The sequence below is a fragment of the Chryseobacterium echinoideorum genome (assembly GCF_007474535.1).
Taxonomy (GTDB): Bacteria; Bacteroidota; Bacteroidia; order Flavobacteriales; family Weeksellaceae; genus Chryseobacterium; species Chryseobacterium echinoideorum.
In genome coordinates, this window is record NZ_VKNW01000004.1 from 284,125 (window position 1) to 309,726 (window position 25,602).

General features: G+C 33.5%; 21 protein-coding genes and 1 pseudogene. 7 read left to right on the plus strand and 15 right to left on the minus strand.

All coding sequences use genetic code 11. The features are described from left to right. Window positions 1-9 precede the first annotated feature (9 nt). Window positions 10-981, plus strand: a complete 972-nt coding sequence (locus FOL89_RS07370; protein WP_144282171.1) for a YpdA family putative bacillithiol disulfide reductase — start codon at window positions 10-12, stop codon at window positions 979-981. Window position 982: 1 nt separating this feature from the next. Here FOL89_RS07370 and FOL89_RS07375 read toward each other — a convergent pair whose 3' ends face one another. Next, entirely contained in the window at window positions 983-3,013 is a 2,031-nt protein-coding gene (locus FOL89_RS07375) for a TonB-dependent receptor (RefSeq protein ID WP_144282172.1), read from the minus strand. A 257-nt stretch (window positions 3,014-3,270) separates the two neighbouring features. Between FOL89_RS07375 and rplS the strand changes: the two genes are divergently transcribed. After that, the gene (gene rplS, locus FOL89_RS07380; protein WP_089742977.1) at window positions 3,271-3,624 is read left to right on the plus strand and encodes a 50S ribosomal protein L19; all 354 of its coding nucleotides are present in this window, start codon (window positions 3,271-3,273) and stop codon (window positions 3,622-3,624) included. A gap of 90 nt (window positions 3,625-3,714) precedes the next feature. Here the strand turns inward: rplS and FOL89_RS07385 are convergent, their stop codons facing one another. Further along, window positions 3,715-4,914, minus strand: a complete 1,200-nt coding sequence (locus FOL89_RS07385) for a dicarboxylate/amino acid:cation symporter (protein ID WP_144282173.1) — start codon at window positions 4,912-4,914, stop codon at window positions 3,715-3,717. Between the two features lie 93 nt (window positions 4,915-5,007). Between FOL89_RS07385 and FOL89_RS07390 the strand changes: the two genes are divergently transcribed. The 3 genes from FOL89_RS07390 to FOL89_RS07400 all read left to right on the plus strand — a co-directional run bounded on the left by FOL89_RS07390 (window position 5,008) and on the right by FOL89_RS07400 (window position 6,826). Further along, window positions 5,008-5,919: a DnaJ C-terminal domain-containing protein gene (locus FOL89_RS07390; protein WP_144282174.1), complete on the plus strand. Its 912-nt coding sequence runs from the start codon at window positions 5,008-5,010 to the stop codon at window positions 5,917-5,919. Window positions 5,920-5,922: 3 nt separating this feature from the next. Next, a complete protein-coding gene (locus FOL89_RS07395; protein ID WP_144282175.1) occupies window positions 5,923-6,225 on the plus strand; it encodes a chaperone modulator CbpM in 303 nt (100 codons plus the stop codon). 73 nt (window positions 6,226-6,298) lie between these two features. Continuing rightward, on the plus strand, window positions 6,299-6,826 hold the full coding sequence (locus FOL89_RS07400) for a YcxB family protein (protein ID WP_144282176.1): 528 nt from the start codon (window positions 6,299-6,301) through the stop codon (window positions 6,824-6,826). 3 nt (window positions 6,827-6,829) lie between these two features. Here FOL89_RS07400 and FOL89_RS07405 read toward each other — a convergent pair whose 3' ends face one another. The 8 genes from FOL89_RS07405 to priA all read right to left on the minus strand — a co-directional run bounded on the left by FOL89_RS07405 (window position 6,830) and on the right by priA (window position 17,387). Further along, window positions 6,830-7,969 (minus strand): hypothetical protein, encoded by a 1,140-nt coding sequence (locus FOL89_RS07405; RefSeq protein ID WP_144282177.1) that lies wholly within the window; start codon window positions 7,967-7,969, stop codon window positions 6,830-6,832. 21 nt (window positions 7,970-7,990) lie between these two features. After that, window positions 7,991-8,752, minus strand: a complete 762-nt coding sequence (locus tag FOL89_RS07410; RefSeq protein ID WP_144282178.1) for a TatD family hydrolase — start codon at window positions 8,750-8,752, stop codon at window positions 7,991-7,993. 2 nt (window positions 8,753-8,754) lie between these two features. Next, window positions 8,755-9,267, minus strand: a complete 513-nt coding sequence (locus tag FOL89_RS07415; protein WP_144282179.1) for a DUF4269 domain-containing protein — start codon at window positions 9,265-9,267, stop codon at window positions 8,755-8,757. Then, window positions 9,260-10,219, minus strand: a complete 960-nt coding sequence (locus FOL89_RS07420) for a GSCFA domain-containing protein (RefSeq protein ID WP_144282180.1) — start codon at window positions 10,217-10,219, stop codon at window positions 9,260-9,262. The genes FOL89_RS07415 and FOL89_RS07420 overlap by 8 nt, the downstream gene beginning before the upstream one ends. Before the next feature lie 24 nt (window positions 10,220-10,243). Continuing rightward, on the minus strand, window positions 10,244-11,215 hold the full coding sequence (locus tag FOL89_RS07425; protein WP_144282212.1) for a polyprenyl synthetase family protein: 972 nt from the start codon (window positions 11,213-11,215) through the stop codon (window positions 10,244-10,246). A gap of 100 nt (window positions 11,216-11,315) precedes the next feature. Next, window positions 11,316-13,232 (minus strand): M1 family metallopeptidase, encoded by a 1,917-nt coding sequence (locus FOL89_RS07430; protein ID WP_144282181.1) that lies wholly within the window; start codon window positions 13,230-13,232, stop codon window positions 11,316-11,318. Between the two features lie 82 nt (window positions 13,233-13,314). After that, window positions 13,315-14,781, minus strand: coding sequence for a D-alanyl-D-alanine carboxypeptidase/D-alanyl-D-alanine endopeptidase (gene dacB / locus FOL89_RS07435; RefSeq protein WP_144282182.1), 1,467 nt, complete (start codon window positions 14,779-14,781; stop codon window positions 13,315-13,317). A gap of 158 nt (window positions 14,782-14,939) precedes the next feature. After that, window positions 14,940-17,387 carry a replication restart helicase PriA gene (gene priA, locus FOL89_RS07440; protein WP_144282183.1) on the minus strand — a complete coding sequence of 816 codons (2,448 nt, stop codon included), beginning with the start codon at window positions 17,385-17,387 and terminating at the stop codon, window positions 14,940-14,942. A 157-nt stretch (window positions 17,388-17,544) separates the two neighbouring features. Between priA and lptB the strand changes: the two are divergent. Both lptB and FOL89_RS07450 read left to right on the plus strand, forming a co-directional pair. Then, window positions 17,545-18,270 (plus strand): annotated as a pseudogene (gene lptB / locus FOL89_RS07445) (LPS export ABC transporter ATP-binding protein); the annotation flags it as partial. A gap of 516 nt (window positions 18,271-18,786) precedes the next feature. Next, window positions 18,787-19,737 (plus strand): helix-turn-helix transcriptional regulator, encoded by a 951-nt coding sequence (locus tag FOL89_RS07450; protein ID WP_144282185.1) that lies wholly within the window; start codon window positions 18,787-18,789, stop codon window positions 19,735-19,737. A gap of 93 nt (window positions 19,738-19,830) precedes the next feature. Here the strand turns inward: FOL89_RS07450 and FOL89_RS07455 are convergent, their stop codons facing one another. From FOL89_RS07455 to FOL89_RS07475, 5 genes are all read right to left on the minus strand, one after another. Next, window positions 19,831-20,322: a DinB family protein gene (locus FOL89_RS07455; protein ID WP_144282186.1), complete on the minus strand. Its 492-nt coding sequence runs from the start codon at window positions 20,320-20,322 to the stop codon at window positions 19,831-19,833. Between the two features lie 218 nt (window positions 20,323-20,540). Further along, window positions 20,541-23,039, minus strand: coding sequence for a beta-mannosidase (locus tag FOL89_RS07460; protein WP_144282187.1), 2,499 nt, complete (start codon window positions 23,037-23,039; stop codon window positions 20,541-20,543). After that, a complete protein-coding gene (locus FOL89_RS07465) occupies window positions 23,039-23,416 on the minus strand; it encodes a GxxExxY protein (protein WP_144282188.1) in 378 nt (125 codons plus the stop codon). The genes FOL89_RS07460 and FOL89_RS07465 overlap by 1 nt, the downstream gene beginning before the upstream one ends. Before the next feature lie 454 nt (window positions 23,417-23,870). Next, a complete protein-coding gene (locus FOL89_RS07470; protein WP_144282189.1) occupies window positions 23,871-24,533 on the minus strand; it encodes a copper homeostasis protein CutC in 663 nt (220 codons plus the stop codon). A gap of 42 nt (window positions 24,534-24,575) precedes the next feature. Further along, complete coding sequence (locus tag FOL89_RS07475; RefSeq protein WP_144282190.1) at window positions 24,576-25,568, minus strand: isoaspartyl peptidase/L-asparaginase family protein; 993 nt, start codon at window positions 25,566-25,568, stop codon at window positions 24,576-24,578. Between the last annotated feature and the right edge of the window lie 34 nt (window positions 25,569-25,602).

Genomic DNA, 25,602 nt, shown 5'->3' on the forward strand with positions numbered 1-25,602 from the left:
ATTTGTGTAATGGAAATTCTAGACATTCTCATCATCGGAGCCGGACCTATCGGACTGAATTGTGCTTTGGAAGCTGAAAAGAAAAATCTTTCTTGTCTCATTATTGAAAAAGGAACAATCGTAAATTCTTTATACAACTATCCTCTTTATATGAAATTTTTTTCAACAGCCGACAAACTGGAAATAGCAGAAATTCCCTTTATTTCTGCAGCTCCAAAACCGGGAAGACAGGAAGCGTTGGAATATTATCAGGGAATTGCAAGGCAGAAAAACCTCAACATCAAACTTTACGAAAAAGTTGTACAAGTCTCCAAAAACGAAGAGACTTTTTATATTGAGACTTCAAAATCTAAGTACTTTGCCAAAAATGTAATTATTGCGACCGGATTTTATGATATTCCGAACCTAATGAATATTCCTGGAGAACAGCTTCAAAAAGTGAAACATTACTACACTGAGCCTTATCCTTATGCGAAACAAAAAGTGGCCGTTGTAGGATCAAGCAATTCTTCTGTAGATGCTGCTTTGGAAACCTACCGAAAAGGTGCAGAGGTAACCATGATCATCCGCAATTCGGCAATTTCTGACAGTGTAAAATATTGGGTAAAACCAGATATTGAAAACAGGATTGCAGAAAAATCTATCAAAGCTTTTTTTAATGCTGAATTAATTGAAATTAAAGAAAATTCCGTTATTTTTAAAGATGAAACCGGAACTATGAATGAAATTGAAAATGACTTCGTTCTCGCCATGACAGGTTATCTTCCTGATTTTGATTTCCTGAAAAACTCCGGAATTGAGCTGAATGGTGAATGTTTAAACCCTACCTACAATTCTGAAACCATGGAAACCAATATTCCTGATCTATATTTGGCAGGCGTTGTCTGCGGTGGAAAAGACACCCACTTATGGTTCATCGAAAACTCCAGAATTCATGCGGAATTGATCATAAAAAATATTCTTTCAAAAAAATCCGTTTGACTTAAAAATCAACTTTCGCTCCCAAAACAAAATTTCTTTTGGCAGCAGGATTGTAATAACGGTTTCCAAAAGCATTGATATCAAAACCTAGAACAAAATCTTCATTGTATAGATTTTGAATCTGAAGATATAAGTCAACTTTGGTTTTCTCAAAATTTATTGGAAATCTGAACTGAATATTTGCAATCAAATTAGATTCCGACCAAACAGAATTAGCATCATTTAAAGGTATTTTTGAAGTATAAAAATGAGAATAATCAATACTAAGTTTTTTGAAAAAAGTAAAATTGAGTAAGCTGTTGATGGTTTTTCGCGGAACTCCCGTCAAATCATTTCCTGAAAAATCTTTTTCATTATGCTGATAATTTTTAAACTTGAAATCATATAAACTTCCTGAAAATCTGAATTTAAAATGGCTGAAAAAATCATTTTTAAGATTGAAATTTTTAGATTCCAATAAAAATTCAAAACCTTTCTGAACCGTCTCTCCTGAATTGATAAAATATTCCTGCCCCGACTCATTCTGTCTTCTCACAATGGCATCAATAAGCCTGAAATCAAAGTAACTTCCCTCCACAAAAAGAAAATTTCCCAGCTGTTTTCTGATCCCGATTTCTTTATTCCAACCAAATTCCGGACTCAGATTTTGGTTAAACTCCTGATTAGAAGAGCGGATTTCTTCATTCGTTGGTGCAGAATTACCCTTACCTATTTTACCTCGAACTGAGAATCCTTTTGTAAATGCGTAGGTTACTCCAAAATTAGGAAGCCATTGATTTCTAAATTTCGCACTGCCCGATTCGGCATTCGGAAATAACCTTTCCCATTGATAAGAATTGGAATTGAGACTTAGAGAAATATCGGTAAACAACTTATCCTGCAAATTCAGCCTTTGAGAAATAAAATAAAATCCGGAAGTATTTTTAATCTGATCAAAATTTTGTGGATTTCCTTCAACCCCTCTGTTATTATCGTAATTTTTAACAAAAATATCATTCACTCCACCTTCAAAACCTAATCGGTAACTTAAAGAAAGCGCATCCCAATTTTTTTCATAATTAAAATGGGTTCGTAATGCCAGATTCTTTTCAAATCGATTTTCAAAATTGATGATAAACGGATTTTCAAAATCTACGTACGAACCCTGAACTAAAATAAAATGAGAGAAATTAGGACTAAACTGATATTCATTGGAAAGTCCACCCAAAATCATTTTGTTTGTGATCCCTGCATTTTGTTCTTCTGCGCCTGGAAGAGCTGCTGTTTTAGGTCTTGCCTGCTTTCTGTTGGTTTCCATCTGCTGCAAAGTCAGCCCGCCCGGAGTCTGATAATTGAGATCAGAATACATGACCATTACTTTTGCAATCCCTTTTTCCGAATACTGAAAGTTATCTTTCATAAAAATCTGCTTTCTTTTGACAGATGACTGGTTTCTGTAAGAATCCGTCTGATAATAATTTTGAAAAATTTCGAAAAAATGTTTACCTGCCTGCTTAGAAAAAACAGCACTTTGATTAAATGTTCCGTAGCTGCCGATGGAAGAATTTATAGAAAGACTTTCCAAGTTCCTAGTGTTCAGAATTATTGTTCCGCCTGTTACAGCTCCGTAATCACCACTTTCCGGACCTTTGAAAACCTCCATTCTGTCGATCAATTCAGGAGAAACAATGTTAAAATAAGTATTTCCCGAGGCATCTGATAAGATAAAATCATCCAGATAAACTTTTATATTTCTCACTCCAAAAGGAGATCTTAAAGTGCTTCCGCGAAGAGAAATACGGTAACTACCCGGCGAACGTTCTTCCATTCTTGCACCTGGAATCTGGTTGACAGATTCCAGCAATCTTTCTGGTATATTCTGATTGAGAAGATTTTTGATAATTACAGCAACAGATTTTGTGGAATTGATCAGTTTGCCTGGTTTCTTATAAGCATCTATCGTAACTTCAGAAATTATTGAAGCAGAATCTTTCTCCTGACAAAATAAAAACGAGCTGCAAAATGCAGTAAGGAGCAAGTAAAGTTTTTTCATGAAAATAGTCTTAGCAAAAATTATTCTTTTATGTAGAAAAAAACAGTGTTAATTAAAATATTATTAATCAAAATGAATCATAAACATTAAGAATTTTGCCGTCTAGTGTATCACGATAAGATTTATAAAAATTTAATAAAAATATTGTATAAGGTATTGGTTAACAGAAAAATTTGTTTTATTTTTGCAGTCTGTTATTCAACCTCTGACGAAGAACGTGTAAGTTGCTTAGCTTTAACATTTTATTTTAATTAATAATGGATTTATTAAAGTACGTACAAGACAAGTACATCGCTAAAAAAGAATTCCCAGAATTCAAAGCAGGAGACACAATTACTGTGTATTACGAAATTAAAGAAGGACAAAAAACAAGAACTCAGTTCTTTAAAGGAACAGTTATCCAATTGAGAGGTACTGGTTCTACAAAAACTTTCACCATCAGAAAAATGTCTGGTGATGTAGGTGTAGAAAGAGTTTTCCCTATCAATATGCCGGCTTTACAAAAAATTGAAGTTGACAGAAGAGGTAAAGTTAGAAGATCTAGAATCTACTATTTCAGAGACCTTAGAGGTAAAAAAGCGAGAATTAAAGACGTTCCTTACAAGAAATAATTCAGACAACAACACATACGAAGAGAGGCTTTCTACATTAGAAAGTCTCTTTTTTTTATAAGTGATCTCAAATTTCACAAAATAATCACATCAAACTTTTACAAATCTGCTTACAAAAAGAGAGGCTATCAATTGTCCGACTGCATTCAGAACAGTTGCCAGAGGATCTACCAAAGTTCCTATTATCATCACTGCAGGAATTGCTTCCTGAGGTAACTGATAAACCGAAATCATCAGCATTTCTCCAATATATCCTCCATTTGGAATGCCACCTGCAACAACACTCACAAAAACAGTAATTCCCAAAGCCAAAAGCAAATTGACAGGATCAAAAAAATCTCTTCCTATAATCAAAAAAGCAATATAAATTTTAATAATCGAAGACATTGAAGATCCATTCTTATGCAACGTTGTTCCGATAGGAATAACAATATTTGAAATCTGACTTGGAATTTTCATATCAGAAGCCGCCTGCAAATTCGCCGGCATTGTTGCAAAACTGCTGCATGTACTCAAAGCGGTTAATGAAGGATAAATTGCATGAGCCCAAAAACTTTTGAACCCACTCTGACCTTTTGCCATAAATGCATAAAGAGAAAAGAATACAAAAAAATAAACAATTCCTGCAATATAATACAACCCTAGAGGTTTAGCATAAAATCCGAAAAGCTGTGGTCCTAAAGTCGCAACCTGGTATGCAAAATATGCTCCCAAACCAATGGGTGCTGCCTTCATAATCAATAAAAGCAACTCTTTCATCACTTCATATCCTGAAGCAATAAACGCTCTGAAATAATGTCCTTTTTCACCTGCCCTTCTCGCTGAAAAACCTGTCATAAAAGAGAAAATCAACAAAGCCAGCATATTTTGCCGTGAGAAGAGCTGGGTAAATTCTCCTACAGTAAAAAAGCCAACAATCCTATTTCCCCAAGTGTCATTACTTACTGTCTCCTCCACAATTTCCTGACTTCCTGAAATTCCTGAAACAGGAAAAAGATACACCATACAAATTGTAAATACAGCTGCTGTTAAAATAAAAAACAGAAAAGTAAATGCCATTGTAAGCATTATTTTACCGAATTTTGACTGCTGCTCAAGTGAAGCAATAGAATTGGATACTGCAAAAAATACCAAAGGAACAACACTTACAAAAAGCAGATTCAAAAAAATATCTCCCAGAGGTTTTAGATAATCAACAACATCGGGAACAAACATCCCAATGATGCTTCCCATTGTAATTCCCAAAAGGAGAAATAAAATTCCTGAATAGTTTTTCAACACGTCTTTCAATGATTGCTTTTTGTCAAAGATAAAAACTAATTTTTAATATTCTCACTTTACACTTTCGGTCTTAATTTTGTAATTTTAATAAAAATTGTTTCTATGGCTTATATAGATTATTATAAAATTTTGGGCGTAGATAAAAATGCCTCTCAGGATGACATTAAAAAAGCCTATCGCAAATTAGCTAGAAAACTCCATCCCGATTTGAATCCAAACGATAAAGAGGCTGAAAGAAAATTCAAGGAGCTTAACGAAGCCAATGAAGTTCTCAGTAACGCAGAAAATCGTGCTAAATATGATAAATATGGAGAACACTGGAAGCACGGTGAAGAATATGAAAAAGCACAACAACAGCAAAAACATTATCAGAGCCAAGGTGCAAATTACAGCGGAGAATTCTCAGGTACTGATTTTGGAGGAGAAGATTTTTCAGATTTTTTTCAAAGCATGTTTGGAGAAGGAGGAGGGTTCGGAAGAAGTTCAAGAGGAAGCGCTTCAGGAAAATTTAAAGGTCAGGATGTTAATGCAGAGCTTAGTTTAACTTTAAAAGACGCAGCGACCACACACCCTCAAACTTTTGAAATCAATGGAAAAAAAGTAAGAATCACCATTCCGGCAGGAGTTTATGACGGACAACAGATAAAATTAAAAGGTCACGGAAATCCCGGATTTAACGGAGGTCCAAACGGAGATCTGTATATTACGTTCAATATTAAAGCCGACCCAAACTTTGAAAGAGCAGGAGATGATCTTAAAACCAAAGTTGCCATTGACGTTTACACTGCAATATTGGGTGGCGAGGTAAAGGTAAATACTCTGGACGGAAGCGTTAATCTGAAAGTAAAACCTGAAACACAAAATGGTACAACCGTGAGACTGAAAGGCAAAGGTTTTCCAGTATATAAAAAGGACGGGCTGTTTGGCGACTTGTTCGTGACCTACGAAGTGATATTGCCAACAGGTCTTACCGATAAGCAAAAAGAACTTTTTGAACAAATTAAAAACTCCTAAGTCATGGGTGAAAGAATATCACGAGAAGAACTCGTAAAAATATACAATATCGAAATTACATTCTTTGATGAGCTGGTAGATTCAGGGCTGCTGAATATTGAAACTGAAAACGAAATTATCTATCTTTTGTATGAAGACCTCCCCTCTTTCGAGAAATTTACCAATTGGCATTATGATCTGGAAATTAATCTTCCCGGATTGGAAGTAATCCATGATATGCTAAAAAAAATGGAAGATTTAAACCAAAAAAATAGAGAACTGATGAGTAAACTTTCTGCCATAAGTGATAAATATGAGGATGCCTGATTGTATTTAAGGAATGATATTCATACTTTTTTCGAAATCTGAAAAAACTATCTTTGCACTATAATTAATCGTTATGAGTGAAGTGAAGATAATTATTTTACAACCTAGGAGAAAAGATTTTGAAGAAATTTATTTTAATGGAAATCAGGGAAGTTTATTTTTTTCATCTACTACAAGAGGAAAAACTATTACAACCATTGTTGTAGCCATCATTTTATTAATTGTTTTTGTTTTCCGAAATGATTTCACCAAGGAAAAAGCAGGAATTTTATATTTTGTAAGCTTTCTTTTTCTCCTTTGTGCCGTTTTTCTTTCCGTAAGCATCAATAAAGTTTCCCGATGGAAGAAACAGGTAAACAGTTATCTTCTAAAAATAGAAAATTGTAAAATCTATGAAATAAGGTTTGATGAAAATTTTTTCACAGTAAGCATCAATGGTGATAAAGAAATCAGCGAATGGAAAGATTTTCAATATTTTGATAGTAACCAGGAATGCATTGTTATTGAAGGCAAATACAGTTATATGTTTCCGAAAAAATCTATGAAGGATAAAGATTATCAACTGTTAAAAAGAACTCTGAAACAACTTATTAAATTCTGATAATTATAATTTTTCGTCTTGTAATAAATAGCAATAACCTATAATAGAAAAAGGTAATGCTGCTGCAAGATACGTAACATTTAAAAACTCTACTGCTGTATTTCTCAAAATTTGCTCTATAATGTGTGATGCCATAACAGCAAATATAATAATTGAAGACCACAAGAAAACATGCTTTATTTTCTGAAGAATAAATGATAAGAAAATTGTTGTGAAAAGGAAAAACAAAACTACAGTAAGGCTCAACTGCCCCTGCATCCCCAACGGATTGTAATTTAAAACTTCATTAATATTTTCTGCAGGAAGAATTACAGTAGACATCAGAAAAACTACCGTCAGAAAGAAAGTGATTGCAAATTTGATTTTTTCATTCCATGCTGCAATAAAAAAGGAACGGCATAAAAATAAAACTAATGGTAAAATCACAACACTTCTAGTTAAACATAGTACCCCTACAATTAGTCCCAAAATAATTGGTTTTTGAAAATAATTGACTTTATATTTCTGATGCCAATATAAAATAAAAAACGAAGTGATTATAAATGAAGATATAAAATCGCTTTTGCAAACGGCTTCGTAGATGTATGATAAAGAAAATAAGAGCAAAGAAATACCCAACAGACATATTCTACCAGAATGGAATTCCTTTTTTATAATCCAGCCAAATAAAATCATCGCAGCAGCCTGCATATACCCCACATTTCCTAAAAGATAAAATATAAGCATCAGTAAGAGCTGTCCCGGCAGATAAGACGGTATATTTCCCATGAAGTTTTTGGTGGCATAAATATATTTTCCGTGCAACCAGTAATCAAGAGAATATTCTACAGTTTGCCATCTGTCTATTTTTAAAGAATAGGGATCTGTAATAAGATGAGCAAGAAAAAGATAAAAAATTCCACTTAAAACAATTAAAAAGTTTATATTTTTACTATCAATTTTAAGTGTTTTGATAAAATAACGATCAAAAAACAGTATTACATGCAAACAGGCAAAAACAACTGTTAATAAAAATGGATGAATAAAATTTTGACGAATACCATATTTTATGAGAAATAAGAAATTGATGACAAAATAGATTGTAAAGACAATGATTTTCATCATTTTCGTATTATCCGAAAACTTTAAAATTACTGTTTTCATCTACTGATAAAATAATAAATTTTATTGAAAGATTCTTTTGGCATTCTCACTTGTAATTCTGCTTATTTCAGAAAAATCTTTGCCGTAGATATTTACCAATTTCCCTACAATCAGATCAAGATATGCACTTTCGTTTCTCTTGCCTCTGTGAGGAGCAGGAGCAAGATAAGGAGAATCGGTTTCCAAAACAATTTTGTCTAATGGGATTTCGTGTAAAAACTGATCAATCTTGCCATTTTTAAATGTAACAACTCCGCCAATTCCCAACAGAAAATTTAAATCTAATGCATGTTTTGCCTGATCTGAATTTCCTGAGAAACAATGGAAAATACCCCTCAGTTTCGGATGCTTTTTTCTTTCTAAAACTTCAAAAGTTTCATCAAAACTTTCTCTGGTGTGGATAACAATAGGCAAATCTCTTTCAATAGCCCAGTCAATCTGCTGCTCAAAAGCTTTCACCTGGATATCTAAAGTAGTCTTGTCCCAATACAGATCAATTCCGATTTCGCCAATTGCGGGAAAATGTCTTTGGTCAAGATAGTTTTTCACGATTTCAAGTTCTTTTTCCCAGGATTCGGGTTTTACATAACAAGGATGCAATCCTATCATAGAAAAAATATGTTCCGGATATTCGCTTTCCAGCTGAAGCATTTTATCATGTGATTCGGAATCAATCGCAGGAAGGTAAAATGCTGTAACTCCCTTTTCTAAAGCTCTCTGAATTGTTTCTTTTCTGTCATTATCAAATTCTTCAGAATATAAGTGCGTATGTGTGTCTATCATTTTTATAATTTTAACAGGTCTTCGTAAGGATGTTCCAAATTGAGCAACATTCCGAAAGCGGGTTCTGTTTTTATTCCCTTTTTTTTCAATGTTATTATTTTCTGCTTAAAATCTTCGCCTTTTTCCTGCAATGTTTTATATTCTGCGATCATGTGACGGTAAGCATTTTGTTCTTTTGAAGGTTTGTTTTGCCCGAAAATTTCAATGGGAAATTCTTCTATTTTAAAGCTACAGACTATTGTTTCGTTCGTATTCAATGATATTTTTTCAATCTCCAAATCAAAATCTTTAAACTCCTGAATCAAAAATTTTTCAAACTTGATCTTATCCTTAACCTCACAAATAATATCCAAATCGCTTCCGTCAACATCAATTTCTATAGGAATCGTTCCTGCTAAAATGGGCGTATAAGACTTGAGTTTTCTAAAAACCTGATATTTTGTTAAAACTTTATAGGCTCTTTTTTGCCTTTCGTTTCCAGTTTTCAGATAATCTATCTTCGTGAAATCAATCATTTGGAAATACTTTGTGCTTTACTTTTTTTCTTTGAGCTTCAATTCTTAGATGTAATTTTTCTTTGAATTCTATATGTTTCGGATCTTTTTCGTCATCACTCCGATGTTCCAAAGCTTTCATAATTTTAAAATTTTCTTTGATAAAATCTTTTGTTTCCGGCGAAAAATAAGCCGAGCCAAATTTATCAAATATATAGTTTATCGCCTGAGAATTAGGATGAATCATATCATCTTTATAAAATCTGTAATCACGCAGATCATCCATCAATATCTCATAAACAGGCAGATAATGGCAATTGTCAAACTGCGCAATAACTTCATGAACTGCCGCAATCAATTTCGACTTGCTCAATTGGTTTTCAATCATTCCGTCTTTGGTATGACGCACGGGTGAAACGGTAAACAGAATCTGAAGCTGATCTTTACAGATATCTTTCAGATTAATAATTGTATCATAAACAGAATCAATTATTTCCTGATGAGTCAAAAGTCTCTTATTAAAAAATTTTGAAGGAATTTTATGACAGTTGGCGACCAGCTTATTTTTAGGTTCGAACTCATAAATATAAGAAGTACCATACGTGATAATTACCCATTCTGTCTGCTGCAGAAAAAGATTTCCTTCTTCTATTCCGGAATTAATTTTTTTTAAAGTCTGATGAATGTATCTTGTATCAAAACTGGTGTGATGATCCAGAGAAATATATTTTTCGTCATAAACGATCAGCTCATCTTCTTTGTAAAAATCCGAATCATGAAGTCTTTTGACTGCATTATTAATAGAGAATGGGTTAAAAATCGTTCCAAAAGGATTATTAAGGCTTTGAAGCTGACCTTTCGCCAACAAATCTGACATTTCAGAAGCAAAACAAGATCCTATTGAAAATATTTTATCCTCAACTCCTATCTTTCTCTGAGACTCGCAAATGTCAACTTCTGTACGGAATTTCATTCATTAAATTTGAAAAATAGCAAATTAGCTTTCTCTTCTCAACAAATAATTTGCAAGCTCGGTAAAAGGTTTTTTCTTTTCTTCCGGAGCATCAATTTTAGAAAGATAACTTTGTCCTATCTCATTATGTTTTTCAATCAGACGCAATGCTTTCTCATCAACTTTTGTTCTTCTGAAAATCTTTTCTACACCATAAACCTTATCAATATTATCGGTCTTCTTAGAATACCAGTAATCCAGCTCTTTACGTTCTTCATCAGTTCCATGTTCTCTTGCTAAGAGATACAGTACTGTTTTTTTGTTTTCGTAAATATCTCCTGCATGTTTTTTACCAAACTGAGCCTGATCTCCAAATACATCAAGATAATCGTCCATAATCTGAAATGCAATTCCGATATGTTTTCCGAAATTAAAAATTGCTTTGGCGTCTTTGAACTGAGCTTTGGCAATCATAGCACCAATCTCAAATGAAGATGCACTCAAAACTCCGGTCTTGTATGTGATCATTCTGATATAATCATCAAAAGTTACATTTTCTTGTGTTTCAAAATTGATGTCATATTGCTGACCTTCACACAGAAGCAATCCTGTGTGGGTAAAAATCCTGATACAGGCTTTGAAAATTTCGGGTTCAAGATCTTCAAAAAATTTGTATGCTTTCAGCATTAATCCGTCTCCTGAAAGAATCCCGGTATTGATGCCATGAATAGTATGAATGGTAGGTTTGTTTCTTCTAAGCGGAGCTTCATCCATGATATCATCATGAATCAGTGTAAAATTATGGAAAAACTCTATTGCCAACGCTGGCTTTATTGCCATTTTCTGATCACCATTGAATAAATCACAAGCCATCAAAACCATAATCGGACGGAGCCTTTTTCCGCCGTGAGAAATGATATAATTCATTGGCTCGTACAATTCCGTCGGCTTATCCTTAAAAGTATATTTATTAATAGCATCTGCAACGATCTGTTGGTATCGGTCTAAAAATTCCATAAAATCTAATAGTTTCAACAAAAATACAATTTTCTGAGGGGTTTTAAAACAAAAAACTTTGCCTGTAAAGACAAAGTTTAGTTATTAATCAAGGATATTTTTACTCTTTAATGAATTTCAGATGTACATCTGACAGCGTTATAAAATAAATTCCTTTTTCCAGGGAAGATATATCTACTTTATTCTGTGTTTTTCCTTTGATAACCAATCTGCCATCTGCTGTATAAACTGAAAACTCTGTTTCTTTTTTCAGATCTGAAATAAACAATTCATTTTTAGCCGGATTAGGATATATATTAAAACTATTACTGATCAACTCGGAAGTATTCAGGCTGCTGTCTTGTGAAACAGTAGAATTTTTTTCAAGAATCTGGTACTCATAATTGAATTGAACACTTGCTACCGGAAAACCGATATTTTCCGTAAAATACTGATTATTTGAGGTATTATTTAAAATAAAATAAGCAACTTGTCCAGCTGTTCCATTTACTTTTATCGGTAAAGGCATTTCAAAAAAACTTACTGATGAGTGACTTTGGGTTTGTGATGCTTTAAATGTCAGTTGGTTCCCGACCTGTTTCCAACGAATATCATAAATAGGATAGCCCTGACCGTAAATCCAATCATTAAAAAATTCTGTAAAATTCTTGCCTGTGGATTGTAAAAGAGAAGTATTAAGATCCGGTGTGCTCACATAACTGTACGCTAAATTTGGTCTTGCGTGATAATCTTTTATTGCCTGATAAAAAACAGTATCTCCCAAAATCCACTTTATCATCCTTACAACATATCCGCCTTTGGAATATGAAAGTCTGCTGCTGAAAATTGCATTAATATTTGTAAGATTTGCATCTGCAACATATACGCTTCCTCCTGTAGAGCTTGTGATATAGTTTTTTTCGCTAAGCAGATAATTCATGAACTGTGCATTGGTCATCAAAAGCTTTTCATTTGCAAGATGTTCTCCAAATGTTGCAAAACCTTCATTGAGCCAGATATCGTTCCAGGCACCACAGGTAACTTTATCTCCAAACCACTGATGCGCCAATTCATGAGCAATCAGTGATCTGCCCCAGCTTCCCATCGAAGACATCGTCTGATGTTCCATTCCGCCTCCTGCCTGAAATTGCATGTGACCGTATTTTTCATTTCTGAAAGGATATGCTCCGAGATAAGTTTCAAAAGTATTCATCAGTGTTTTCGTCCACTCAATATTATTCATACTTGTTGTGTTTGAAAAAGTGGAAGGAAAAATATAATTTACAAAAGGAAACGGAGGATTTCCAATGACATCATTCATTTTAATGAAATCAGTGATTGATAGAGCTATCAAATAGGCTGCTGTAGGATACTGAGTTCTCCAGAAAGTAAGTTTCTGTCCGTTTCCTAAAATAGATTCCGAAACAAGTCTGCCGTTGGCTGCAACACTATATTGCGAAGGAGTTGTTACTTTTATATCAAACTTTTCAATCTTATCATTAAGACTTTGTTTTGTAGGAAACCAATCTTGTGCACCATAAGGTTCGCTGAGCGTTGACAAAACCGGATTACCATTCTGAGATCCATTAAAAAATGCATTGTTGGACGAGAAAGGGCTACCCGAATAATGAATAGTAAGAGAATCCAGAACATTAGCAGGAAGAGATGATGTAAAATCAATTTTTAATTCTCTTGTTGAAAGCTGCTGAAAATTCAGATTCTGACCATGGAAAACCACCTGAAAAACCGGCATATTGTCATTGAGATCAAAATAAATATTGTTGATTGTCTGACTGGGTTTAAAATGAGAAGTTACGGTACCGGAAATCTGAAGTATTGCGGGATCAATAGACACATCCATTCTTTGATACTGAAGATCATAATTTAAGGTATTGCTGTTGATGTTATCCGCTCCCATTTTTGCAGAAAAAGTTGTCATCTCTTTATCAATAAGCCCCTTTTTTTCAATATTTATATTTTGAGCTTTTAACATACTTGTCATTAACAGACTTAAAAGCAAAAGATATATATTCTTCATCTATATATTATTAGGGCTTAAAGATAAAAAAAACCTTTCAATCAAAGATTAAAAGGTTTATTGAGGAATGAATTATTTTATATTATAAATCCAATACAGGCTCTATAATTTTTTCCATTTTCTTTTTTACCTGATCTACAGAACCAGAATAATTATTAACCATTAATGAAAAAGCTAGAGTTTTACCTGAATTGGTTTTTAGATATCCTGCTAAAGTTTTCACTTTATTTAATGTTCCGGTTTTAGCAAAAACCTGACCGTTTCCATTCGTTAAAAACATTCTTTTTAATGTTCCACTTTGTCCTCCGATAGGTAATGAATCAAAATAAGTTTTATAAAATTTAGAACTCATCAGCGAAGAAAGATATTTTACCTGAGCAATAGGTGTTACTTTGTTGCTTCTTGACAAACCGCTTCCATCTATGTAATTTAATCCATCCAAATCAAAAGCAATCTCTTTAAGGTGATTATTTACAACAATTCTTCCTGTTTCAGATGTTTGATCTCCCATTTTCTGGAATCCGACTGTCTTTAGTAGAGCTTCGGCTAAAGAATTATCACTTCTCTGGTTTGTATAATACACAATATCCGCTAAAGTAGGAGATTGATAGACACTTATCTTTTTTCTGACTTCTGGAGTTGCATCAGTCATTTTCGGGCTTACTTTTCCTGTAATTCCAACCCCGCTTTTCACAAGATTAGCTTTAAACGAATTGGCAAGATAAGCCGGTGCATCGGGAAGTTTAGTAGTCAAAGTTCCGTCACCATCATATTTTTCTGCATACACCATTTGATTGGCGTAAGGCGAAACATAAAAAAACTTCTTATCTGTAGCGGTAGTTAAAGATTTTTTTACAATCAGCTTTTCTTTGGCAGGATTTATTTCTTTGGTAGTCCCTACAGGAAGATAGTAGTTATTGTTTTCCAACCACACAACATTTTCCGGAAGTCTCGATAAGTTACCTTTGAAAAGCGCTGTCTGAATGACAATATCACCATTTATCTTTTTGATTCCCTCATTTTTTATTCCTGACACGAAATCTGCTACAATATCTTTATAAGACCAGGCTCCGGCCTTATTTGTTCCTAAAGAAGGATCCCCGCTTCCTACGATATAAAGATTACCGTTTAGAATACCGTTCTCATCAATTTCACCGGAATACTCAAGTTGAGTCATCCATCTGTGATTTTCACCCAATAAGCTCAAAGCCGTCTCTGTAGTCAAAAGTTTAGTTGTTGAAGCCGGAACCAAAGGTGTATTTTCATTGTAAGAAGAAATTACTTTTTTAGTTACAGGATCATAAACTACAAATCCCCAGGTTGCATTTTTCAGCACAGGATCTGCCATCATGGTATTGACATTGATATCTACAATATCCTTGGGCGACAAAACAGCTTTTTCTAAAACATCAACGGGAGAAGGCAGACTTAAACTTCTTGAGTTGTCATTACTGTGAGAGTAAAGAACTGTAGAAACAGTAGTCTGGGCCAATAATAAGCCGGCTGTCAACACTGTTACACCTGAAATATATTTTCTGAAATTTACCATCTAATTTTCTTTTTGATATAATTTGGATGCCATAAAAAATGATTGGTTAAATGATTAATTACAATCCAAACATATAATCAACGGTCAAATGTAGAGATTATTGCCGTACATTGAGTCAGCGGTTGATTATAAAACACTATAAAATTTGTTAAAATTTGTTAAAAATCTACTAATACTTCTTTTTTAATGCTTTGATATGCAGTAATTTCATCAAATTCTTTTAAACTTAACAAAACCAGCTTTTTATAAATCTCATAATTTTTGCCACGCGGTAATTTAAGCAAAATCTGAAACTGATAAAGATTGTTAAGACGCGCAATCTGCGATCTTTCCGGCCCTAAAACACATTCTTCAGGAAGGTATTTTCTTAGAACTGAGCCTAAAAACTGCGATGCACGATTGACTTTATCATCCTTCCTGTGCTTCAGTTCGATCATAATTAGTTTAGTGAAAGGCGGATAATGAAATTTTTGACGTTCTGTAAGAAAATATTTATAAATTTTAGGAATATTATTCATTTTAATCAACTGAAAAACAGAATGATCAGGATTGAAAGTCTGAATTAAAATCCTTCCGGCTCCCGAAACTCTTCCTGCTCTTCCCGAAACCTGCGTGATCAGCTGATAGGCTCTTTCTTCAGCTCTGAAATCCTGCACATACAACATAGAATCCGCTTTCGGAATGGCTACCAGTTCGATATGTTCAAAATCAAGACCTTTGGAAATCATCTGAGTTCCTACAACAATATCCGTCTCTCTTTCTTCAATTTTTTCGTACAGTTTTTCGTAGGCAAACTTTTTCCGCATAGAATCTACATCCATCCTGTCAACTTCACTATCAGGAAAAATTTTTGAAACCTCCTCATGAATCTGCTCCACTCCCACTCCTCTTTCATTGAGATTTTCAGAATAACATTTTGGGCAGACTTTAGGCTTTGAAGCTCTTTGTCCGCAGTAATGACACTTCATTTCATTAGCAGACTTATGATACGTCATCACGACATCACAATTGGAGCAATAATTTACATAGCCGCAAGATTCGCATTCTAAAACACTTGCATAACCACGACGGTTATGAAGAATAATCGTCTGATTTTTGTCTTCGAGCGTTTTCCTGATTTCATCAATCAGCTTTAAAGAAAAATTACCGGAAACTTTTTTAGAATCCTGAGCTTCTTTGAAGTTGATAAGTTCAAATTCAGGCAATTTCACATTTCCGAATCTTTCACTCAAAAAAACATACTGTATTTTTCCTTTTCTGGCAGAATAATAACTTTCTACAGAAGGGGTAGCAGAACCTAAAATCACTTGAGCCTCATAAAATTTAGCCAGAACCAATGCTGCATCTTTCGCATTAAAATAAGGAGAAACTTCACGGGGTTTGTATCCGGAATCATGCTCTTCGTCCACAATAATCAATCCCAAATTATGAAATGGCAGAAATAAGGAGTTTCTTGTGGCAATTAAAACCTTTATATCATTATTTTTGACTCTTCGCCAGATTTCTACTTTTTCAAAATCGGTGAGTTTCTGATGGTAAAAGCCCAGTTGCCTTCCGTATTTTTTCTCTAAACGCTGCGTGATCTGCTTGGTAAGTGAAATTTCCGGCAAAAGAAAAAGTACATTTTTGCCCTGAGAAATGCAATCTTCAATTTTTTCCAGATAAATGTGAGTCTTTCCCGAAGAAGTTACGCCGTGAAGCAGCACATTTCTATTTTCCGAAAAAGCCTCATCAATTTCAACCACCGCTGTTTTCTGAATTTCCGTGAGTTTTTCTACTTCTTCAATCTCACCTTCGTAGCTTTCAATTCTATCTTTCTGCAGATAATATTCCTGCACAAGATTTTTGTCTGCTAAAGATTTAAAATGTGAACTCGCAAAATATCCGTCTTCAAATAATTCTGATTTTCTGATGGGCAGATCAGGATTTTCCGTCTGTTTTTCCAGAATATGGAGAAAAAGATCTTTCTGTTTTTTAGCTTTATTTAATTGTAAAAGAATATCGGTAAGATTCTTAGTTTTTAGAACCTCATCATTTATTTTTACATAGGCAACTTCTTTTGCTTTATACTTTTCAGCAACTTTTTCATCAATCTCAATATACTGTAAATCAATTAATGAATTGATGGTTTTAATAATATCTTTTTTCGGGATAAAAGCTTCAATATCAGACAAGTTAATCAGCTGCCTCACTTCCAGTGCCTGAATGAGATACATTTCATTGACATCCAGGTTTTCAAATTCAATTGTTGCATTTGGCTTTAATTTAAGATAAGTTTCACTTTCCAGTTTTAAAGAAGACGGAAAAGCAAACCTGTAGATTTCACCCAAATTACAGAGATAATAATCCGAAAGCCATTTCCAGAACTTAATTTGTTGCAAAGGTAAAATCGGCTGATCATCCAAAATACTGATCACCTCTTTCGGAACAAAACTTTCGGGAGCTTCATCGTGAAGCTCAAATACAATTCCCGTATAAATTTTTTTTCCGCCAAAGGGAATTAAAACTCTCATTCCTGACTGAATGGATGCTATTAAATTATCCGGAACTTTATAAGTAAAAGTTCCTTTAAGATTGAGCGGTAAAATAATCTGAGCGTATTGCAAGGGAATAATTAAAGTGTAAAATTAGATTTTCTTTACCTAAGTACAAAACCTCAACGCTTTTTTTGCTTGGAAACATCAGATCATAAAATGTTTTAAAATATTATCAAGAATTCTTTAATACAAATTTCCAATTCAAAAAAACTTTATCTTTGCGACTATGATTTTACGAGGAGAAAACTTAATCAAGGAATACGGCCCTAAAAAAGTCGTAAAAGGTGTTTCTGTACAGGTTCAGCAGGGAGAAATTGTTGGTTTGCTTGGTCCGAACGGAGCCGGAAAAACCACTTCTTTCTATATGATTGTAGGATTGGTAAAACCTACTTCCGGAAAAATTTTCCTCGACAAACAGGAAATTACGAATGATGCCATGTACCGCCGCGCTCAGAAAGGAATCGGTTATCTTGCTCAGGAAGCTTCGGTTTTCAGAAAACTTTCGGTTGAAGATAATATTCTGGGAGTTTTACAGCTGACCAAGCTTTCAAAAAGAGAACAGCAGATCAAATGTGACGAACTGATTGAAGAATTTTCTCTGCAACACGTTCGTAAGAACAGAGGCGATCTGCTTTCGGGAGGAGAAAGACGGAGAACCGAAATTGCAAGGTGCTTGGCTACTGACCCAAGTTTCATTCTACTGGATGAACCTTTCGCCGGAGTTGACCCGATTGCCGTAGAAGATATTCAGAAAATCGTAAGAAGTTTAACCGACAAAAACATCGGAATTCTGATTACCGATCACAATGTACAGCAAACTTTGGCAATTACCAACAAAACCTATATCATGTTTGAAGGAAAGATTCTGAAGGAAGGTCTTCCCGAAGATCTGGCAAATGACCCGCAGGTAAGAGAAGCGTATCTGGGAGAAAACTTTGTTTATCAGAGTATTTTTGATAAACCTAAGAAGAAAACATATGTTTATAATATCTGGGCAGGAAATTTTGATTCTAAATCGCAGCTTAAAAACTATGTGGATGATAATTTCACTCAATTTAATGATTTGAGATTGATGTACGGTTTTGAAGACATTAGTTTTGCCTCTCTTGCTAATTCTGAAATTGAACATATCTTTAGTGAAATTGTTGATAAAACCGCCAATAATTCTTTTGTTTTTCAGAAGAAAGAAATCAACTCGCTTTATTCTTTAGAACAGGCAGAAGCCGAATCAAAGGCGATAAGTAAAGCAGAATTACATTATCTTACCAGTTACAGTTTTGAGGGATGATTATCAATCAGCTAAAATGTTATGAATATTTATATCTAAAATTGAATTCAATTTTTTTTTGAAAAAAATTCTAAATTAAAACTGACTTAGGTCAGTTTTTTTATGGATGAAAAAATATAAATTATTAATTTAAGCTAAATTTGTATTACCTCAGAACCAATAAGAGCGTTTTAATTAAAAATGAACGATCATTATCTAAAAAAACTCGACCGTGTTACTGCAATCCTCACTCAGTTACAATCAAAACCAGTGGTAAGAGCACAAGATTTAGCTGAAAAATTTGATGTAAGTATCAGAACCATTTACCGTGACGTAAAAACTTTGGAAAATGCCGGAATTCCTATTATCGGAGAAGCAGGAAGCGGATATTCTCTGATGGACGGCTACAAGCTTCCTCCGGTAATGTTTACTAAAGAAGAAGTTCTGAGCTTTATTACCGCTAAAAAACTGATGCAGCGCTATTCACATGAAAGTTTAGGAAGTCATTATAAAACAGCGATGGAAAAGGTACGCTCGGTACTGAAATATTCTGACCGGAATTTACTGGCAAACATCGAAAAGCAAATTGATATTTATGATTACTATCCAAAAACTGAAGATAAAATAAAAAATATCATTCCGATTATTTTGGAAAGTATTGCAGAAAAAGTTCAGCTAAAGATTGACTATAAAACAGTAAACGAAGAAATTTCTACCAGAACAATTGAAGTGGTCGGTGTATTTTTTGAGTTCAATTATTGGTATATTATTGCGTATTGTACTTTGCGGAATGATTTCAGACAATTTAGAATCGACCGGATTTTAAAATTAACAAAGACGCAAATTCCTTTTTTTCAGGAATACGGACAAATCAACGATTACCGGAAAAACCCCAATGGAAATAAAACGATCGTCAGACTTTTGGTTGATAAAAAAATCATGGGGCATTTAGGAAATTCTAAAATCTATTATGGTTTAACCAAAGAAATAGAAACAGAAAGTGGTTTTGAACTGACTTTTGAAACAGAATGGATTAATGAAGGGTTCCCTCGCTGGCTGATTACTTTTGCTGACTACGCTGAAATTATAGAACCCGAATCTTTAAAATTTAAGATGAAAGAACTGATCCAGAAAGTTTCTAAGAATTTTTAATAAAAATCTCCCACAGATTCTAAAATTAATTTGATTCAACATCAAAACCTGTGGGAGATAAAATCTAAATTATCCGTAAAAATGGTGGAAAATCTAAAATCTTTCCCAGAAGAAAGGCGGTTCCATTCCTAAAGCTCTTAAATATACATAACCTTGACCGCGGTGATGTATCTCATTATCAATGAAGTAAAGAATATTCTGATATACAGGAAACTCGTACTGCCCGAAAAGATTGAATGTTTCCTGAAATCTTTCCTCAGAAATCTGATTAAAATACTGATTAATCACCTCTGTTTCTTCATCCCACTTTGTCAGAATTTCTTCTTTGGTTTTAGGTTTAAATTCTTCTTCAGAAAATTCTTTAATCTGATGATTTACAATCCCTTTCAAAGCCGGACCTCCAATACTGATCAGCTCAACTGCCAATTTTGCAAAGGGTCTCATTCCACCTATCGAAAATTCAAACAAATCTTTTTCAGGAAACATTTCAATAACCCTTCTTGTCAAATTTCTGTGACCTTGCCAATGTTCAAGTAATTGTGCTGATGAGATAAACTGTTGGGTTTTCGCTGCTGTTGTTGTCATAATTCTGTTTTATTTGTTAATGTTAAACAAAGGTAAGAGCAGTTGATGACAACAGTTTGTCAGCAGAATTTTCATTTTATAAAAATATTTTTTAAAATTTTTAAATAAAAATAAAATTTGTACGTTATGCTAATAATGATGCGGAAATTCAGACTAAAAATATGTAGAGGTAGATAAATAATTTTGAAATTGGCCGGTCTTTAAGGGATCGGTCTTTTTTATTGGGAAATAGTATCCCACAAACTCATCACTTCAATATTTTTTGATGGTTTAGATAATTTGATTCTTCTGGAAGTTTTCGGCAACAGATCAAAAAAATTGTCGCTGAAATGAGTATCACCTATCAAATAAACATCTTTCGCCAGAACATCAGTTGAAACTTCGATTTCTGTGGATGATATTTTCTTGATTTTAATATTAGGTTTTGGAAGTTTTAAATCTTTTGGTTTTACAAAAAAATAATTAGCCTGAGCAAAAATTTTATCACTTTCATCTTTAACAGAAATTGCTAGATAAATTTCATTTTTGTTTAAATCTCCTATAATTTCTTCAAGTGAAAAAGGAAATTTTAATATTCCATTTGGCTCTATAGTACTAGAATCGGCTAATCCTCCCGAGCCTTTTTTTTGACCATTAAACTTCATAATATCAAAATCTAAATATAAATCTTCAACCTTTTCTAAATTATTATTAACTACATAAAAGTTTAAAATTTCATCTTGTTCTATATTCTCTTCCGAAATTAAAATCACTTGATTTTCAAAACTTCTCTTAACCTGATAATGAAGAGCTTTCCAATTCCCCAAATAATCAATCGACGACCACGAAACAACAGGCCAACAATCATTCAGCTGCCAATACAGCGTTCCCATGTTATAAGGTTTTCCACGGCGGTGTGCTTCAATGGCAATCTGCATTCCTCGAGCCTGGAGTAATTGGGAAACGTAATTATATTTTACAAAATCAGTCGGGACTTTATAATCTCTTTCCATATATTTCTGAATAATTTCCCAACCTCTGGAATGTTTTTCGTGAGCTTTTATGGTTGGATTTTGTAAATTTAAATCTGGTTTCCCCGAAAACATAAATTTTGTGGTTTCCAAAGTCGGCATTCCCTGAAAACCGTATTCAGAAGCAAACCTTGGAACTTTTTTGTTGTAAATTTCGAAAGGTTCTTCGCCCCACCAAACTCCCCAATAATGAGAATCGCCTTCTGTAAGACTTTCTTTGTGTCCCCATCCGATTGAAGGCGAACTTTCCCAATAAATTTGCTTGTCTGCGGTTGCATATTTTTTTATTGCATTCGGGATAACTTCATCAAAGATAGTTTTATAATCCTTCCAAACCTGTAAAGAATCTTCTTTGGAATATTTGAATTGCTTTTGATAGCCCCAGTTGACAATAGCTTCATCAATTTCATTATTTCCGCACCATAAAGCCAGAGAAGGATGATTTTGTAATCTCTCGATCTGATCTTTGACTTCAATTTCTACATTTTTCTGAAAATTTTCATCGGATGGATAAAAACTTCCTGCAAACATAAAATCCTGCCACACGAGAATTCCGTTTTTGTCACAGGCTTTGTAAAATTCATCATCTTCGTAAATTCCGCCACCCCAAACACGAATCATATTCATATTGGCATCTTTACAGTCTTTGATTAGTTTATGGTATTTTTCTTTAGACATTCTGGGCGAAAAGCTGTCACCGGGAATCCAATTCACCCCTTTTGCATACAGAGGATTTCCATTAACTTTAAAATAAAACGATTTTCCTTTTTCGTCTTTTTCCTGAATTAACTCTACCGTTCGCAGACCTATTCTTTCTTCTTTTTTACTGATTGTATTTAACCCATCTTTTAAAGAAAATTTAAGCAGATAAATATGTGCTTTCCCCCATCCGTTGGGTTGCCAGAAATGCGGATTTTCAATCGTAAACGGAATTGAAATCTTATTTACGCCTTGTTTTAAATAGATATTATGACTTTTATCTTCAATTAAAAAGCTATATTTCCCTTCTTTCTCAGCAAATATTTCTGCATGAATATCCAAATCTGCTTTTTGCTTTGTTAAATTTTTATGTTCGATTTTTATATTTTCAAATTTGGCGTTATTCCAGAAGTTCAACTTTACATCTTTCCAGATTCCAGCGGTAACCAATATCGGTCCCCAATCCCAACCAAACTGATACTGCGCTTTTCGTACAAAACTTCTCGGAGATTCCGGCGTGGTGAAAGAAACTTTTTTTGCTAAATCTTTTCCTACGTTTACCGCAGATTTGAATTTAATTTGCAATAAATTATTTCCAATTTTCAAATTCTGCTTCACTGGACTTGTCCATTTTCTGAACATATTATCGGTTGAAAGCAGCAATTTTCCATTTAAATAAATATCGGAAAACGTATCCACACCATCAAAAACCAACTCAATATTTTGATTTTCTATTTCTTTAGATGAAATTTTAAATGTAGTCTGATAATCCCAATCTTCACTTTCAATCCACTGAACTTTTTTTTCGTTTTCATCTTTGAAAGGATCAGGAATGATGTTGTTATTCATCAAATCCAAATGAACAGTTCCCGGAACTGTTGCAGTAAGCCATTTTTGATCTTTTGCATTTTTGAACTGCCATTTTTCAGAAGATAAATTCCGCTCAGAAGATTGAGCAAATATTATATTTTGAATAAGGAAAAAAAGAAAAAATAAGCTTCTATTCATTATAATTTATTTACAATTCTATGAATTCCATCTTTGATTAAAGTTGTATTAAAATTAATTAGAAGACCAAGTTTGATATTGGTCAGTTTTAAATAAGTCAGAACCTGCGAGTAAAATATCGGATGAATATCTAAAACTGATTTTATTTTAATAATTACTTTACTCTTAACAATTAAATCTATTCTGTAAGCGTTATCAATGGATAATTCTTTATATTTTAAAGATAATAAAATTTGATTTTCAACTTTTAGCCCTAGTTTTTTCAATTCGTATACTAAAGCAATCTCATAGGCATTTTCTAATAAACCAACTCCGATTGTTTTGTGTACTTCTAATGCTGCACCTATAATTTTATAGGATAATTCGTTTTCTGTCATTTGTGTTTGTGTTTAATATTTACTTAAATAAGCTTGTTTACGTTTAAATGTTATTTTTTTAACGCAAAGATCATTCTTTTAAATTTTAATTATTTTTATTAAGCTTTGCGTTTATATGCAGTTTTTAAACGCAAAGTTATTTTCTTCATAATTATTTTTAGGTGCAAAAGAATAGCAAACAAGTTGCTTAAGCGTGAAAATACATGCGCTTTATAAAATCAATTTATTGATTATTCTTTGCTCCTTATATTTTGAATATTTTTATTAAGCTTTGCGTTTAAATGCTACTTTTTAACGCAAAGATCATTTTTTTATTTAACATTTTAAGATGCAAAGAGTAGCAAACAAGTTGCTTAATCGTGAATATACATGAGCATTAAATCAATTTATTGATTACTCTTTGCTCCTTAAGTTTTAATTACTTTTATTAAACTTTGCGTTTAAAATCAATTCTTTAAAAATTAAACTTAAGATTTTTAATCTCTTCTGCATTCGCAAAACTTTCATAAGGCAGGACAGCCGAAGAATGAAAGTAATTTCCACCAGTTACATTTTTCAGTTCGGAAATATTACTGGAACGGACACCTCCTCCAATTAAAATTTTAATTTCATCAGAATAATCTTCAACCAGTTTTTTTAAATTTTCCTTCCCTTCAACAGCAGAATTTTTCCCGCCTGAAGTAAGAATTTCTTTAAAACCTAATTCAATGATTTTTTCTGTTGATTCAAAAATATTTTTTGTTCTGTCTATGGCTCTATGAAAAACACAGGGTTTACCGTTCGCAAGATCAACAAGAATTTTATTTTTCTCTACATCAACTTCATGATTTTCATCTAAAATTCCGAATACAAAACCATCTGCATTAGCTTTTGAAAAAGCCAATATATCTTTCTGCATCCGCAGAAATTCATGATTGCTGTACAAAAAATTTCCACCCACAGGACGAATCATCACATGAATCGGTTTCAGGTATTTTTCTTTTAAATATCCGAACTCTTCAAGATTCGGTGTAATTCCTCCTAAATTGATGTCTGCACAAAATTCAATCCTGTCGGCAACAGAATTGAGAGCGATTTCAGCAGAAGTAATATCGAAAGTGGCTATTTCCAGGAACATAAAATTTGAGGTTTAGTTAAAATACTTTTTATTTTTAAAAGATTATTTCAAAGCAAAATTAGGTTTTTCGAGACGGTTTCCTTTTTGGTCATAAACCGCAAAATTAAACCCATCCTGAATACAATATGAACCATATTCTCCTTTTTTATTGATGGCAATAAAACCAACCTGAATATCTTTTAAGTTTTTATTTCTTTTTTGAGTAATTTTCACAATTCTTTCAACGGCTTCTTTACAAGCCTGTTGCGGATCTCTGCCTTGTCGCATCAATTCAACCACCAAATGGGTTCCCACAGTTCTGATTACTTCTTCACCATGACCTGTTGCCGTTGCCGCACCAACTTCATTATCTACAAACAAACCTGCACCAATAATGGGAGAATCTCCTACTCTTCCGTGCATTTTAAAAGCCATTCCGCTGGTTGTACATGCTCCGGAAAGATTTCCCTGTGCATCCAAAGCAATCATTCCGATTGTATCATGATTTTCAATATTGACAATCGGTTGATATTTGCTATCTTTCAACCATTCTTTCCACTCTTTTTCAGATTCGGCAGAGAGAATGTTTTCTTTTTTAAAACCATGAGAAACGGCAAACTGCAAAGCTCCGTCACCAACAAGCATCACATGAGGTGTCTTTTCCATTACCGCTCTTGCTACAGAAATCGGATTTTTAATATGTTCTAAAGCTGCAACTGAACCGATATTGTAGTTCTCATCCATGATACAGGCATCCAAAGTCACTCTTCCGTCTCTGTCGGGACGACCTCCGTAGCCAACACTTCTTTCTGTAGGATCATTTTCAACCAAACGGACACCTTTCTCGACTGCATCCAAAGCTCTTCCGCCACTTTTTAAAATTTTCCAGGCTTCTTCATTTGCTTTCAAACCAAAATTCCATGTGGAAAGCACAATTGGCTTATTTAAAGGTTTATCATTTTCAGGCAAATCTTTTGTAATAAAATCTAATGGATTTAATAATAATGCGGAAGATACCAATGCTGTATTTTTTATAAATTTTCTGCGTGAAGACATATTATATTAGTTTTTAGGTTGTGGGGTTTAGATT